We start from the raw sequence: 14,529 nt of genomic DNA, 5'->3' as shown, positions 1-14,529 counted from the left end.
GTTCCTCCTACCGGTTGAGCACGTAGAGGGTCGGGAAGGCGAGGATCCAGATCAGGTCGATGAAGTGCCAGTAGAGCCCGAAGATCTCGATCCGGTTCTGGTGCAGGCTCAGGAAGCCCGGCCGGCTCGCCTGCCAGGTCATCACCAGCAGGATGGTGATGCCGGTCATCAGGTGCAGCCCGTGCAGGCTCGTCGCGACGTAGTACAGGTTCACGAACAGTCGCGAGGGCGGGGAATCCTTCAGCTCGTAGGGCCGGTCGGACAGGAACGGCATCATGTGTTCCTGGTAGTCGGCGTAGTATTCGTAGCCCTTGAGCAGCAGGAACAAGGTACCCAAGGCCGCGGTCGCGAGCATGAACCGGACCATGCCGCGCGGCCAGCCGAGCCGCGAGAGCTGGATCGCCCCCGACATGGTCAGGCTCGAGCCGATCAGCACCACGGTGTTGGTGGCGCCGATCCAGAACTTGAGGTGCCGCGCCGCCGCCTGCACCGCCTCCGGGTGGATGATCCGCAGGACCAGCGCCGTGAGGAACAGGCCGGCGAACAGCAGGAGCTCGGTGAGCAGCCAGGCCCACATCCCGAGCACCGCGGCGTGCTTCTGCTGCTCCACCGTGGCGAAGTGCGAGACGAGCTTGACGCCCACGGCGTCCCGGCCTTCGCCCGCAACGGCCGCGTCGGTCGCCCCCGCGCTCACGAGTGCTGCCTCCCGGTCTCCTTGGCCTGGATCGGGTAGTCGTACGGCACTTTCGGCGCCACCGGCTCGGTGACGAAGTTGTGGGCCGGCGGCGGCGAGGCCACGGTCCATTCGAAGCCGCGGGCGTCCCAGGGGTTCGCTGGCGCCCGCTTCCCGAACCAGATCGAGTAGACGAGGTAGACCATCGGGAAGATGTAGCCGACCGCCAGGATGGTCGAGCCCGCCGAGGACAGGATGTTGAGGAACTGGAATTCCGGTGGATAGACGTGGTAGCGCCGCGGCATCCCGAGATAGCCGAGGATGAATTGCGGGAAGAAGGTGACGTTGAAGCCGATGAAGATCAGGAAGGCGGAGATCCGGCCCCAGGCTTCGATGTACATCCGCCCGGTGATCTTCGGCCACCAGAAATGCAGGCCGCCGAGGAAGGCCAGCACCGTGCCGCCGACCATGATGTAGTGGAAATGGGCCACGACGAAGTAGGTGGCGTGGACGTGCTGGTTGATCGCGAGCGTCGCGAGGTAGAGCCCGGTGAGGCCGCCGAGCACGAACAGCCCGATATAGCCCATGGCGTAGAGCATCGGCGTGTCGAGCTTGAGCGAGCCCTTGTGGATCGTCGCGGTCCAGTTGTAGACCTTGACCGCCGACGGCACCGCCACCGCGAAGCTGAGCACCGAGAACGCCACGCTGGCGAAGTCGCTCTGCCCGTTGACGAACATGTGGTGGCCCCAGACGAAGAAGGTCACCGAGGCAAGGCCGATCGCCGCGTAGGCGACGAACTTGTAGCCGAACAGCTTCTTCTGGGCGAAGGCCGGGACGATCTCGGAGATCACCCCCATGCCCGGCAGCACCATGATGTAGACCGCCGGGTGCGAGTAGAACCAGAACAGGTGCTGGAACAGCACGGGGTCGCCGCCATAGGCCGGATCGAACACCCCGATGTGGAAGGCGCGCTCGGCGATCAGCAGCACCAGCGCCACGGTGATGACCGGGGTGGCGAGGAGGAAGATCAGGCTGGTGGCGTAGTGGGTCCAGACGAAGATGGGGAGCCGGAACCAGGTCATGCCCGGCGCCCGCATGGTGTGGATCGTCACCACGAAGTTGAGGCCGGTCAGGATCGACGAGAAGCCGACGATGGTGACTCCGATCAGCGCCGGCACCACCCAGGTGTTCGAGAAGGCGGTGGAGAGCGGCGTGTAGAAGGTCCAGCCGGTATCGACGCCGCCCAGGACCACGCTCGCCAGCGTGAACAGCGCGCCGGTCATGAACACGTACCAGGAGGCGAGGTTGAGCTTCGGGAAGGCGAGGTCCCGCGCCCCGATCATCAGCGGGATCAGGAAGTTGCCGAAGGTGGCGGGGATGCTCGGGATCAGGAAGAACCACACCATCACGACCCCGTGGATCGTGAAAAGCTTGTTGTAGGTGTCGTTGGTGAAGACCTGCCCGTCGGGCACCACCAGCGCCAGGCGCACCAGCCCCGCCGTCACCGCGCCGATGACGAAGAAGGCGGTGATGCTGGCCAGGTACAGGAGCGCGATGCGCTTGTGGTCGGTGGTGAAGAACCACGAGCGCAGCGTGTGCTCGGCGTGCAGGTAGTCGGCCCCGTGGCCGATGCGGGAATCCGGGGTGTGGGGGTCGCGCAGGGCCGGCCCGTCGGTGATCGTGCCACTCGTCATTGGACCGGACCTCCTGGGGTCGCTTCCTGCCGCGCCGTCGCGCCCGAGCTCTTCAGGTACGCGACGAGACGGTCGAGGTCGTCGGGCGGGATCACGTTGCGGAAGGCCGGCATGACCTGCTTGTAGTCGGCGGCGAGCTTCTGCCGGTTCGGGTTCAGGATCTTGTCGCGAAGATACGTCTCGTCGGCCGTCACCGTGCGGCCGTCGGCGAGCTTGACGTCGCGCCCGTAGAGGCCGGCGAGCGAGGGCGCCCGCACCTTGGCGCCCGGATCGTGGCAGGAGCCGCAAGCATAGGATTCGTAGACGACGCGGCCGGCCCCGGCCTGGCCCCCCTGCTGGGCGCCGGCATTCTGCAGCCAGGCGGCGTAGTCGGCCTGGGTCATCAGGGTGAGCGTCCCGTCCATCTTCGAGTGGTCGGTGCCGCAATATTCCGAGCAGTAGAGCCGGTAGGTGCCGGTGCGGTCGGCCTTGAACCACAGCTCTGTGTAGCGGTCGGGCAGCGTCGCCATCTGCATCCGCAGGGCCGGCAGGTAGAGGTTGTGGATCACGTCCTGGCTGATCATCCGGATCTTGACCGGCTGGCCGATCGGCAGGTGCAGGTCATTGATCTCGGATTGTCCGGTCGGGTGCTGGAACTTCCACATCCACTGCCGGCCGATCGCCTCGATCACCATCGCGTCGCCGGGCACCTGCTTCGAGATGAAGAACAGCCGGGCGCCCCAGACGAAGAAGATCAGGGTGAGCAGGAACGGGATCAGCATCCAGCTGATCTCGATGAGGACGCTGCGGGTGCCGGTATGGCTGCGGTCGGCCGGCTCGCCCTGGCGGTAGCGGATCGCGAACCAGGTGATGGCGACGAAGACCGGAACCGTGAGGAGCAGCGTCAGGACCGTGAAGGCGAGGATCAGCCAGTCGGTCTCGACCGCGGTCGAGGAGGCGGCCGGCGGCCAGAGCTGGAGCGCGAGGTCGGTCGGGTTCATCGAACGGGGGCTCCGGCTGCCGCCGGCGGGGATTCGAAGGCAGAGGGTTCGAGGGCAGGGGATTCGAAGGCAGAGGGTTCGAGGGACTTGCCGGCGATCAGGCGCATCGCGCGCTCGACCGGGATGCGGGCGCGCCCGCCGGGCAGGGGGGCGTAGGTGGTGGTCTGCGCCGTCTCCTGCGCCTCCAGGCGGGCGAGATCCTCGTAGGGCGCGCCCTGGAGGTTGGGCGGCGGCGGCTGGACCTTCGCCGTCTGCTGCGGCGTGAGGCGCGGGGTGTCGGCGACGTGCCAGGCGCCGAACAGGTGCATCATCAGCCCCACCGCCGTGATCGCGGCGGCGACGAAGGCGGCGAGGCCCGCGACCACGTAGGCCGTGCGGCGGACGTCGACGTCCTCCTCCTCGAACCCTTCCGGGTTGTGCGGGCCGTCGTCGGGCGGCGCGGGCGGGGCCGGGCGCCGGAACCCCGAGAGACGCAGCAGGCCCGCCGCCGCGATCGCCGGGAGCAGCGCCAGGGGGCCGGGCTTGCCCGAGGAACCGGTGATGTTGTCGCTCACGACGCGCGTCCCCGCAGGCGGCGATCCACCGGGCCGTAGAGACCGCCGGCGACGCCCACGACCCCGACCAGCGCCAGCGCGTCGGCCCAGGTGAAGCGGAAGGCGCCGCGGAAGCCCGGCGTGACGAGCCAGAACATCTCGGCCCCGTGGAGCAGGAGGATCAGGAGGGCGATGCCGGCGAGGAGCGCCGGCCGGCCGGCATTGCGGCGCGGCACCAGGACGAGGGCGGCGAGCACCATCACGCCGATCCCGGCCCAGACGCCGAGGCGGCCGAGCGCCCCGTCGCGGGCGAGGTACCAGCGCGCCTCCTCGGGGAGGTTGGCCGACCACACGGTGAGGTACTGCGCGGCGTGGACGAAGCCCCAGATCGCGAGCAGCACCAGGATCGGGTCGGCGAAGGCGGCGGCGGTGCGCTGGTCGCGCCCCGGCCGGCCGGAGGAATCGCGTGCCGCGATCAGGGCCGCGGCCGAGACGGCGAGGCCGGCCTGGATCGTCATCACCAGGAGGCCGAAGGCCGTGGAGGCGAGGCCCGGATCGGCCGACTGCACCCAGTCCTCCGCCGCCAGCGTGCCGGTGACCGCGGTGAGGATCAGGCCGAGGACGGCCCGGCCCCGGCGCCGCGCCGCCGCCTGGCTGCCGGGCTCGGCCGCCGGGCGCCGGAAGGTGTTCGCGAGCCAGAGCCAGATGGCGAGGTAGGCGAGGCTGCGCAGGATGAAGAAGGCGGGCGTGAACCACGCGGCCGCGAACGCCGTGCGCGGGGGCGCCCCCCGGTCCCACGGATAGAGGCCGTCGAGGCTCAAGAGCACCGGCAGCAGCAGCAGCCCGGCGATCGGCAGCAGCCCGAGCAGGCGGCGCAACGAGGCCGCCATGGGCCCGGCGGAGAAGCCCGCGAGTTCGAGCCCCATCAGCAGCGGCAGGGCGCCCGCCGGCAGCGCCACCAGCACCAGCCAGGCGGCGAGGTAGGACGGCATCACCGGTGTGCCGGAGGCCCCCGCGAAGGCGCAGAGAGCCAGCGCCGCCACGCCGAGGACGAGGGAGATCGGGCGGCGGCTCATCGCGTCCCTCCCGGAGCCGGTGTGCGGCCCGCGGCCGCGACCTTCGCCTGGTCCTCCGCCGGCAGGCTCGCGAGCGTCGCGCCCTGGCTCAGTTGCAGCGCGCGGATATACGCGACGATGGCCCAGCGGTCGGCGGGCGGCACCTGGGCGCCGTAGGAGAGCATGTTGCCCCGGCCGTTGCTGATCACGTCGTAGAGATGGTGCGCCGGTGCCGCGCGCAGGCGGGCCTCGTCGAACGAGGGCGGGCGCGGGTAGCCGCGCTGCACGATCATGCCGTCGCCGAGCCCGGCGGCGCCGTGGCAGGGCGTGCAGAACACGTCGTAGCGCTCCTGGCCCCGCGCCAGCAGGGCGGGGCTGGCGGAGGCCGGTTGCGGCACCGGCCGGTCCGGGCTCGCGCGCGGCACGGTGCCGGGCGCGGGCAGGCGCATCGTCTGGCCCTGCGGGAAGAACGGGTTGCCGTCCCAGGTCTTCGCCTTGGGCTGGCTCACCATGTCGGCCCGGTCGCAGGCGGCCAACGAGAGGGCGAGCGGGATGAGGAGGGCGAGGCGCCTCACAGCGGCACCCTCCGGACCATCAGGGGCCGCCCCTCGGGCAGCCGCGCCAGGGCCTGCTCGATCCGGGCCGGATCGAAGCGGGGGCCGGCCGCCTCGAGGGCGAGGAAGAAGCGGTCCTCGCTCGCCCGATGGAAGCCCGGAATCGCGAAGGCCGGGTGGTTGAGCCGCGGCAGGCGGTTCTGGAACAGCAGCGCCAGCACGGTCATGAGCCCGCCGCACAGCGTACCGAACGACACGCTCGGCACCAGGAAGGCCTGCCAGGAGAAGCGCGGCCGCCCGCCGACATCGAACACGTAGTCGAAGCCGGTCGCGTAGAGGCACAGCCCCATGAAGGCGACGAAGCCGGCGAGCGCCGCCCCGAGGGCGAGCAGCGGCAGGATCCCGGCCGGGCGCCCGAGGAGCGCCGCGGCGCGCCCCATCGGCACCGGGCCGTAGGCCTCGATCCGGGCGCCGAAGTCGCGGGCCTGCAAGGCCTTCACGGCGGCGGCGAGGTCGCCGGCCTCGTCGAACTCGGCGCTGACGCCCCAGAGCGGCGCCTGCGCGGTCTCCGCGAGGGTCGGGGTCGCCTCGCCGCTCGGCCGCCCGTCCGGGTGGGCTTCCGCGAAGCGCTTGGTCTCGGTGATCGACACCATCGGCAGGGTGCGCAACCCCAGGAGCAGCAGGGCCAGGAACAGCCCGATCGAGCCGGCGAGCGTGGCGAGACCCCACACGCCCATCGTGTAGGGATGCGCCGAGGAGGGCAGGAAGTCGTGGCTGAGCGTCACGATCAGCAGCATGAAGTGATCGCCGAAGCTGCCGATCGCGGCGGCGATGCCGACGAGGGCGACGACGAGGCCGGAATCGCGAAGGCGGGACGACCAGAACAGCTGCACCGGCAGGAGCGCGAAGACCACGATGAGCCAGAACGCCCAGGCATGCGAGCCCGACAGGCGGCGCACCAGCACCGCCCGGTCGTAGGCGTCGCCGTGGAGCAGGCTCGAGAAGATCTCGGTGGCGTAGCAGTAGGTCGAGGCCAGCCCGAGGGCGAGCATCAGGCGGGCCATCAGGGCGATGTGCCGCCCGGTGATCAGCGCCTCGAGCCCGAGCGCCCGGCGCACCAGCACCGTGAGCGCCGCCGTGACCCCGACGCCCGAGAGCAGCGAGCCGGCGAGGAAGGTCACCGGCAGGAGCGTGTCGTGCCAGCCCGGCAGCACCGAGCCGGAGAGCATCACCGAGGCGCCGGTCTGGAGCGAGACGACGAGGACGAGGGCGAGCATCGAGAGGGTGCGGACGGCGAGGAGCCAGCGCTCCCAATGCGTCGAGGCCCCGCGCCAGCCGAGCGCCAGGATGCCGTAGGCCTGCGCCTTCAGGAGCGTCAGCCGCCGGCGCCGGCCGCGCCCCTCGTCGGCGGCCCGGATCTCGCCCTGCACCGCCTCGAAGGCCCGGTCGCGCAAGGACGCGAAGTCGGGCACGAGGCCGACATACCACAGGCTCAGGCAGACCCCGAGGAAGCTGATGATGTCGACCGCGTCCCAGACCAGCGGCGAGCGGAATTGCGGCCACAGCGCCAGGGTGTTGGGGTAGGGCAGGGTCCAGTAGAACACCCAGGGGCGCCCGAGATGGATGATCGGGTAGAGGGCGGCGGCCGCCGCCGCCAGGATCGCCGTCGTCTCGGCGATGCGGTCGATGCCCGAGCGCCAGGCCGCGCCGGTGAGCCGCAGGGTCGCGGAGGTGAGCAGCGCCCCGCAGGCGATGCCGATCCACCAGTCGTAGGCGACGATGTCGAGCGCCCAGACGACCGGGTTGTTGTTGTGCCAGACCCCGACGCCGTTGAGGAGCAGCCAGGTCAGCGCCGAGGCGAAGACGCCGAGCAGCCCGCAGGCCCCCGCGAAGGCGATCCACCACGCCCGCGAGCGGGTGCGGGAGGACGCGCCGGTGACGGCGCAGCCGATCGAGGCGAAGTCCTCGCCGGCGCCGAGCAGCCCGGCGCGGGGCAGGCCCGCGGGGGAGTTCAGGGCGCCGCTCACAAGGGGCTCCCGGGCTTGACGGACGCGCCCTCGACCAGCCGGGCGAGATAGGTGGTGCGCGGCTTGGTGTTGAGTTCGGTGAGCAGGCCGTAATTGCGCGGATCGGCGGCGGCGGCCGCGACCTTGCTCCCGGAATCGCGCAGGTTCCCGAAGGTGATCGCCCGGGTCGGGCAGGCGCCCTGGCAGGCGGTCTCGACCGCGCCGTCGGGGATCGGCGCGTGGTCGCCCTTCGTCGCGTCGATCCGCGCCGCGGCGATGCGCTGGACGCAGTAGGTGCACTTCTCCATCACGCCGCGGGCCCGGACCGTCACCTCCGGGTTGCGCTGCTGCTGCTGCACCGGCGCCATGTCGCCGGAATAGTCGAGGTAGTTGAAGCGCCGGACCTTGTACGGGCAGTAGCTCGAACAGGCGCGGGTGCCGACGCAGCGGTTGTAGACCATGAGGTTCAGGCCCTCGCGGTCGTGGACGGTCGCCTCCACCGGGCAACCGACCTCGCAGGGCGCCTGCTCGCAATGCATGCACGGCACCGGCATGAAATGGGTCTTCGGAGCGTCGAGCCCGCCCTCGTAGTAGCGGTCGATCCGCAGCCAGTGCAGCCAGCGGCCGAGGGCCACCTCCTCCTTGCCGACGACCGGGATGTTGTTCTCGGACTGGCAGGCGGTGACGCAGGCGTTGCAGCCGATGCAGGCATCGAGGTCGATCACCATGCCCCAGGCGCGCTCGTCGGCGTAGCGCCCGCCGGGCGAGGTCGGGGCCGGGGGATAGAGCGAGGGCAGGGCCGCGCGGGAGGCGACCGGATTCGTGGCGCCGACCGCCTGCACGCGGATGAAGTCGTGCCCCTCCATGGTGCCGTGGTCCTGCGTCGTCACCGCCGGCGCCTTGCGGCCCGTCGCGGCGAGCGTCGCCTCGGGGATGCGCCAGGGGGTGGCGCTGGAGCGTAGCGGGTAGGCATCGTAGCCGATCCCGTCGGCCAGTTGCTCCGGGATCCGGCGGCCGTAGCCGAGGCCGACCGTGACGGCGTCGTCGGCCTGGCCCGGCTGGATCCAGACCGGCCCCTCGATCCGCCGCCCCTCCGCTTCGAGCGTCACGACGTCGCCTTGGCGAAGGTCCTCGCGCTCGGCCAGCGCCGGGCTCACCGCGATCACGTTGCTCCACACCACCTTGGTGAGGGGCTTCGGCAGCTCCTGCAGCCAGGCGAGGTTGGCGAGGCTCCCGTCCCACACGGTCGCGTCGGGCCGGAACAGGACCTCGACCCGCCGGGCCGGGCCGGCCGGGGAGGGGGCGGGGCGGGCGGGCAGCGCCGGGGCCACCAGGGGCGCGCCGACGGTCTCGGGCGGGAGCGCGGTGTCCGCCAGGAAACCCGCCTGCAGGAAGGCCTCGCGCCGGCTCGTCCAGGCGGCATCGGTCTCGTCCGGACGGCGCCAATGCGCGTCGAGGAGGGCGCTCCCGTCCTTCGCCTCGGCATCGGTGAGGATCGACAGGATCTCCGGACCCGAGCGGCCGTCGTAGAGCGGGCGGATCGTCGGCTGGATCAGCGTCACCGTCCCGTCGAGGGAGCGGGCATCGCCCCAGGCTTCGAGCGGGTGGGCGAGCGGCAGGTTCCAGTCGCAGTGGAACGCGGTCTCGTCCTGGTAGGGGCCGGCATGGATCTTGAGCGGCACCCGCCCCAGGGCCTCCAGGAAGCCGAGGTCGCCCGGCGCGTCGTAGACCGGGTTGACGTCGAGCATCACCAGGGTCTGCACCTCGCCCCGGCGCATGGCCTCGGCGAGGGCCGACAGGGGCTCCGCGTCGAGGACCGGCACCGGGGCGGTGTGGAAGACGGTGCGGCCGGTATTGCCGAGGGCCGCGTTGAGGCGGTGGACCTGGGCCAGCAGCTCCGGCCCGGCCTGGGCCCCGGCGAGCACGATGCCGCTGCCGCGCGCGCCGTTCAGGCCTGCGAAGGCCCGGTCGCGCCAGGCGGCGGCCGGGCCGTCGCGGGTCTCGGGCGCGCCGCCCCCGGCCTGGGCCAGGAGGTCGCGCACCAGCCGGTCCAGGCCCTCGCTGCCGAGGGCGAGGGGCGCGTCGGCCTTGGCGGAGGTCAGGTTCGGGCTCGGGCCGGCATGGTGGAGGGCGAGCAGGCGCGTGTCCGCCGCGGCCCGGCGGCGGGCCTCGACCCAGTCCCGCGCCTGCCCGACCTGGCCGGGCCCGGGATCGAGTAGGTCGCCGTCGAGCGAGACGACGACCCGGGCCTGGTCGAAGCGCCAGCGGGTCTCGAGCGGCCGGCCGTAGGCGCGGCGGGCGCCCTCGTAGAGCGCCTCCCGCCCGGTCGGGGCCGAGACGTGCCAGCGCATTCCGGGAAAGTCGCGGCGCATCGCGGCGATCTGGGCTGCGAGCGAGGGCGAGGTCACCGGGCCGGTGAGGAGGTGGAGGCCCCGCCCGCCGTCGGCGGCCTTCAGCGCCGCGAAGCGCCCGGTCATGGCGGCGCGAAACGCCTGCCACGAGCTCGGCCGGCCGAGAGATTGGGGCGTCTGGAGCCGGAACGGGTCGTAGAGCCCGAGCACCGAGGCTTGCCCGAACACGTCGGTGCCGCCGCGGCTCCAGGGGTGCTCGGCATTGCCCTCGATCTTGAGCGGGCGGCCGTTGCGGGTGGTGACCGTGATGCCGTTGGCGAAGCCGTCGGTCAGCGCCGCCGAGGCGTAGCTGAGCGGCGCCCCCGGGATGATCCGCTCGGGCTGGCGGACGTAGGGAACCTCCTGGGCGCGCCCGTCCGGCTGGCCGCAGGCGGCAAGCCCGCTCATCGCGAAGGAGGCAGCCATCAGCTTGAGGAAGCCGCGCCGGTCGGGCGCGGCGGCCAGCCGCGCGGCGGCGGGGTACTCGGTGTCGAGGAAGGCCCGGAACTCGGGCGAATCCGCCACCGCGTCGAGGCTGCGCCAGAAGGCCGGGCCGTCCCCGGCAGCGAGGCGGGCGCGCAGCGCGCCGAGATCGTCGCTCATGGACGGCAGATCCCGCATTCGCTCATCGGACGAGAGATCCCGCATTCGCTCATCGGTGACAGATCCCGCACTCGGTCAGCCGCTCGCCGCCGCGGATATGGTACTGGCGCACCAATTCCGGCCCGAGCGTGGCCTGGTTCGCCGGCGGGCTCCACGTCATGTTGAGGATCTGGTCCTTCGGCCGCACGTATTTCTCGGGGTTGCGGTGGCAATCGAGGCAGAAGCTCATCTCGAAGGCGTTGGCGCGGTAGGTGAGCTGCATGTCGGTGACGCTGCCGTGACAGGTCGAGCAGCCGATGCCGTTGGTCACGTGGACCGAGTGGTTGTAGTAGACGTAGCCGGGCAGCTTGTTGAGGCGGGTCCAGAGCAGGGGCTGGTCCTTGGCGTAGCTCGCCCGCACCGGTTCCAGCATGTCCGAGCCGGACCAGATCTGCTTGTGGCAGGTCATGCAGGTATGGGTCGGCGGGATGCCGGCGGTGGCCTGGGTCTCGACCGTGGTGTGGCAGTAGCGGCAGTCGATCTTCAGCTCGCCCGCATGGTGCTTGTGGCTGAACGGCACCGGCTGGGCCGGCGCCACCCCGACGCCGGTGACGTAGGAGGAGCGCACGAGCCCGGCCCCCACCACCGGCAGGGCCGCCAGGCAGGCGGCGCCGGTGAGGAGCGCCAGGCGCAGGAGGGCGTCGGCGCCCGGCGCGAAGAGCTGGCGCACCGCGTCAGGCCCTGCTTTGGAGGGGCGCCGGGCCTGCCGCGCCCTTGACGACCATCACGCTCTGCACGCCGTCCTCGTCATGCCGCCGCCGCTCCGTTCGGAATGATGCCAAGCTAGGTGGCGCAGCGTTCGCCCACGGCCAGATGCCCCAGGGGCAGGAAAAGCCGGGTGCGACAGCGTGGCCTGGGCCTGGACTCCGCGGCAGGAACGTGCGGACCTCACGCGGCGGCGGAAACGGCCCGCGCCATGAGGGTCGCGCCCGCGCCGTAGCCGGCGGGCGCGGCCTCCGGAATCGGCCGGAAGCCGTGGCGGCGCCAGAAGCCGGCGGCGTCGCCGACCGCGACCAGGACCGCCTCGGGCAGGCGGCGACGCGCCGCCTCGGCCAGCATCAGCCCGACGACCTCGCCCGCGGCGCCGCGGCCGCGGGCGAGCGGGTCGAGCGCGACGTCGTGGATGCACCAGGCCTGCGCCGGTTCCCGCAAGTTCCCGATCAGGGTGTCCCCGATCAGGGTGTCGAGATCCGGCACCGACCGCGCCCGCCAGGGATGGCCGACGGCGTAGCCGGCGAGGTCGTCCCCGGCCGCGAGGACGAGGCACCCCTCCGGGCACAGGCGCAGGCGCTCGGCCATCACCGCGTCGTCCTCCGGGTAATCCGGGTGGATGCGGGCGGCGAGGCGCGCGGCCGCGGGAAGGTCCGGCGCCCGCATCGGGCGCCAGCGGAGGGCGCGCCCGCTCAGCGGGCGGCCTCGGCCTTGAAGGCCGGCGCGGCCTGGAGCTGCGCCTTGGTCAGGCGCACCTCGGCCTCCGCCACCGTGCCGTCCCCGGTCGCCAGCACCGTCGCGCGGCCCCGCGGCTCGGGTGCCGCGACCGAGCCGGTGGCATCGTCGACGGTGCCGCTGCGCTTCGCCGGCACGGCGGCCAGCGCCTGGTCGGTCACGTTCGCGCCCGGCATGGTCTGCGGGCCGGCGCTCTTTGCCGCGGCCTCGCCAGGCGCCCGCTCCGGCGTGGTGTGGGAGGGCGGCGCCGCGGCCGCGCCGGCGCCGGTGTTCCAGGCGAGCGCGTCGAACGGCACCGCCACGGATTTCTGGCCGATGCCGAGGAAGCCGCCGACGCCGATCACCACCGCCCGCACCCGCCCGTCCTCGGTGAGCAGCACGTCCTCGATCTCGCCGACCCGGACGTGGTCCATGCCTATCACCTTGACGCCGACGAGCTTCGAAGCCCGCAGGCTGCCGGGCTCGGGCCGGGTCAGGAAGCCTGCGGCCGGATCGGAGGCCGGGGCCGGCTGCTGGGCGAGGGCCGGCAGTGCGGCCAGCAGGGCGGCGAGGGCGAGCGTGGTGCGCATGGTGGCGCGCGGGGGAGCACGCATGATTCGGGTCTCCGGGGACATCGGCGGCAGGGCTTCAGGCTCTCAACGGGGCCGGAGGGCCGCGGTTCACCAGCGCAGCCGGTCGATCATTCCGGTGACGGTCGCGCGTGCCGAGCCCGCCGCGGCCAGCGCCCAGTCCTTCGCCCGGGCGACGACGCCGCGGGTGGCACGCGCCCGCACGTCGGCCTCCTGCGCCGCCAGCATCGCGTGGACGTAGGCATCCTCCTGCGCCTTGCAGGCGGCGAGCGCCGCGCGTTGCGCCGCCCGCCGCTCCAGCCCCAGGGGCTGGGCGGTGAAGGCCTGGCGCAGGCAGGCGTGCCAGCGGCCTTCGAGATCCCCGAGGTCGGCCTCCGCGGCAGCGGCCGGCCCGCCGGCGAGGACCAGCAGGAGCGGCACGACAGCCCCGCGCCGGGGCGTCGGCGACGCGGCCCCTGCGGCAACTCCGACGATCATCCCCAAGACCGGCTCCTCCCGCGCGGTGGCCACCAAAGCCCGAGATCTCGGGCGGATTCGAGGCTTGTGGCGACTTCGTGCGCTGGCGCACACCGGTCGCGGGCGGGGCAGCCCTGGCGAGTGACGAATGTTGACATTCATCACTCGTCCGATAGGTTGATGGACATGCGGCCGGGCCGGCCGCGATCCTCGGTTGAGCTCCGCCCCCTCGCTCCGCCAAGGCTCGTCGATCGGCCCGGCCGTACCCGTTTTCGCCCCGCCGCTTTACGCGGACCGGCGTTTCTGGCACCGGCCCCTGATGTCGCTGCGCGCCTGCCTCGTCCTCGCCCTGCTCACCGGCCTCGCGGGCCTGTCCCTGCGCCTCGCCGTGCCGGTCACCCCGGTCGACCAGGATTACCGCGACGTGATCGCGTATTACCGCGCGCTGCCCGTCGGGGCGGGGCATTGACCTCGTCGCTCGGCGTTGTCAGTCGGGCGTAGCCTTTGCCCCGCGAGAGCAAGCCATGCGTTGAACGAGAAGAACGCAGGTTCTTCTCCTCTCCCCGCGGGCGGGGAGAGGAGAAACCCATGCTCGCACCTCGGCGTTGGAGCCGCCTCTCGATCCCTCGCAGGGGGTGAGGCAGCGCTTCATCCTGCCTCGTCGAAGCACATCAGGTCGCGGCCGGTGCTTCACCGCCGATCTCCCGCCCCGCCGCCTCCGCCAGGGCCCGGAACCGCGCCCCGTCGAGCCCCAGCCCCCACGCCTCGTAGAGCAGCCGCCCGCCATTCGGCAGGGCGCCGAACGCGTAGTCCGGCGCCTCGCGGAAGCGCTCGAGGGCGATCGGAAACTGGTTAAGGGTCTCGGCCTGGCTTGCATGGGCGGCGAACAGCTCGGCCTTGAAGGCGCAATCCTCGGGGTCGAGGTGGAGCGCGATCGCCCGCCGCGGCGGCTCCGCCGGCAGGAAGCTGCCGGCGTCCAACCCGTCCGGGCCGGCATGGTAGAACGGCATCTCGATCACCGCGAGGGTCTCCGGCCCGAGGAGCCGGCGGGCGCCCTGGAGGCCGAGCGCCACGGCGTCGTGGTCCGGATGGCCGCCCTCGCAGGCGTGCGTCAGGGCGACGGTGATCCCGCGCGCGGCGAAGAGGTCGGCGAGGCGCCGGGCGAGCGGGGCGATCGCCTCCGCCACGCCCTGGTCGGGGTAGCCGAGGGCGAGGCGCCGCTCGGGGGCGATCCCCGCCAGGGTCAGCGCCGCGTCGAGCTCCCGGGCGCGGGCCGCCGCGTAGGCGGAAGGGTTCGGGAAGCCGCGGCGCCCGGCGTCGCGCCCGTCGCGGGGCGCGCCGTCGGTGGCGTGGATCACCGTGAGGCCGGAGAGACGCGGCAGCTGCGCGCCGCAGCCGATGCTCTCGTCGTCCGGGTGGGCGACGACGAGCGCGGCGGAGTGCGCCGGAACCGGCCCGCAGGCCGGGTCGGCGAGGGCCGCCAGGAAGGCGTCCGCGGCCGGCGAGGTCGGGGCGATGCGGGTCATCGCGG

Annotated in this window: 14 protein-coding genes; 1 reads left to right on the top strand and 13 read right to left on the bottom strand. The window is 72.6% G+C overall.

What is annotated here, in order from left to right:
• Window positions 1-7: 7 nt before the first annotated feature.
• The 12 genes from DK419_RS02255 to DK419_RS02200 all read right to left on the bottom strand — a co-directional run bounded on the left by DK419_RS02255 (window position 8) and on the right by DK419_RS02200 (window position 13,019).
• Window positions 8-694, bottom strand: coding sequence for a cytochrome c oxidase subunit 3 (locus tag DK419_RS02255; protein WP_245442798.1), 687 nt, complete (start codon window positions 692-694; stop codon window positions 8-10).
• Window positions 691-2,367 (bottom strand): cytochrome c oxidase subunit I, encoded by a 1,677-nt coding sequence (locus DK419_RS02250; RefSeq protein WP_109957659.1) that lies wholly within the window; start codon window positions 2,365-2,367, stop codon window positions 691-693. Before DK419_RS02250 ends, DK419_RS02255 begins: the two co-directional genes overlap by 4 nt.
• Window positions 2,364-3,347 carry a cytochrome c oxidase subunit II gene (gene coxB, locus DK419_RS02245; protein WP_109957658.1) on the bottom strand — a complete coding sequence of 328 codons (984 nt, stop codon included), beginning with the start codon at window positions 3,345-3,347 and terminating at the stop codon, window positions 2,364-2,366. The genes DK419_RS02250 and coxB overlap by 4 nt, the downstream gene beginning before the upstream one ends.
• Window positions 3,344-3,901 (bottom strand): hypothetical protein, encoded by a 558-nt coding sequence (locus DK419_RS02240; RefSeq protein ID WP_208642267.1) that lies wholly within the window; start codon window positions 3,899-3,901, stop codon window positions 3,344-3,346. The genes coxB and DK419_RS02240 overlap by 4 nt, the downstream gene beginning before the upstream one ends.
• Window positions 3,898-4,956, bottom strand: coding sequence for a hypothetical protein (locus DK419_RS02235; protein WP_109957657.1), 1,059 nt, complete (start codon window positions 4,954-4,956; stop codon window positions 3,898-3,900). The genes DK419_RS02240 and DK419_RS02235 overlap by 4 nt, the downstream gene beginning before the upstream one ends.
• Window positions 4,953-5,447 carry a c-type cytochrome gene (locus DK419_RS02230; protein ID WP_109962071.1) on the bottom strand — a complete coding sequence of 165 codons (495 nt, stop codon included), beginning with the start codon at window positions 5,445-5,447 and terminating at the stop codon, window positions 4,953-4,955. The genes DK419_RS02235 and DK419_RS02230 overlap by 4 nt, the downstream gene beginning before the upstream one ends.
• A 59-nt stretch (window positions 5,448-5,506) precedes the next feature.
• On the bottom strand, window positions 5,507-7,516 hold the full coding sequence (locus DK419_RS02225; RefSeq protein ID WP_109957656.1) for a quinol:electron acceptor oxidoreductase subunit ActD: 2,010 nt from the start codon (window positions 7,514-7,516) through the stop codon (window positions 5,507-5,509).
• Complete coding sequence (locus DK419_RS02220) at window positions 7,513-10,488, bottom strand: TAT-variant-translocated molybdopterin oxidoreductase (RefSeq protein ID WP_245442797.1); 2,976 nt, start codon at window positions 10,486-10,488, stop codon at window positions 7,513-7,515. The genes DK419_RS02225 and DK419_RS02220 overlap by 4 nt, the downstream gene beginning before the upstream one ends.
• A gap of 49 nt (window positions 10,489-10,537) precedes the next feature.
• Window positions 10,538-11,197 (bottom strand): cytochrome c3 family protein, encoded by a 660-nt coding sequence (locus tag DK419_RS02215; RefSeq protein WP_109957654.1) that lies wholly within the window; start codon window positions 11,195-11,197, stop codon window positions 10,538-10,540.
• 218 nt (window positions 11,198-11,415) lie between these two features.
• On the bottom strand, window positions 11,416-11,904 hold the full coding sequence (locus DK419_RS02210; RefSeq protein WP_109957653.1) for a GNAT family N-acetyltransferase: 489 nt from the start codon (window positions 11,902-11,904) through the stop codon (window positions 11,416-11,418).
• Between the two features lie 26 nt (window positions 11,905-11,930).
• A complete protein-coding gene (locus DK419_RS02205) occupies window positions 11,931-12,566 on the bottom strand; it encodes a PRC-barrel domain-containing protein (protein WP_109957652.1) in 636 nt (211 codons plus the stop codon).
• Window positions 12,567-12,632: 66 nt separating this feature from the next.
• Window positions 12,633-13,019, bottom strand: coding sequence for a hypothetical protein (locus DK419_RS02200; protein ID WP_162561121.1), 387 nt, complete (start codon window positions 13,017-13,019; stop codon window positions 12,633-12,635).
• A gap of 298 nt (window positions 13,020-13,317) precedes the next feature.
• Here DK419_RS02200 and DK419_RS28995 point away from each other — a divergent pair, with 298 nt between their 5' ends.
• A complete protein-coding gene (locus DK419_RS28995; protein WP_167450820.1) occupies window positions 13,318-13,467 on the top strand; it encodes a hypothetical protein in 150 nt (49 codons plus the stop codon).
• A gap of 202 nt (window positions 13,468-13,669) precedes the next feature.
• Here the strand turns inward: DK419_RS28995 and DK419_RS02195 are convergent, their stop codons facing one another.
• Window positions 13,670-14,524, bottom strand: coding sequence for a PIG-L deacetylase family protein (locus DK419_RS02195; protein ID WP_109957650.1), 855 nt, complete (start codon window positions 14,522-14,524; stop codon window positions 13,670-13,672).
• Between the last annotated feature and the right edge of the window lie 5 nt (window positions 14,525-14,529).

Source organism: Methylobacterium terrae (assembly GCF_003173755.1).
In the GTDB taxonomy this organism is placed as follows: Bacteria; Pseudomonadota; Alphaproteobacteria; order Rhizobiales; family Beijerinckiaceae; genus Methylobacterium; species Methylobacterium terrae.
The sequence above is the reverse complement of the archived record's forward strand: the minus strand, read 5'-3'. Positions and strand labels throughout refer to the sequence as shown.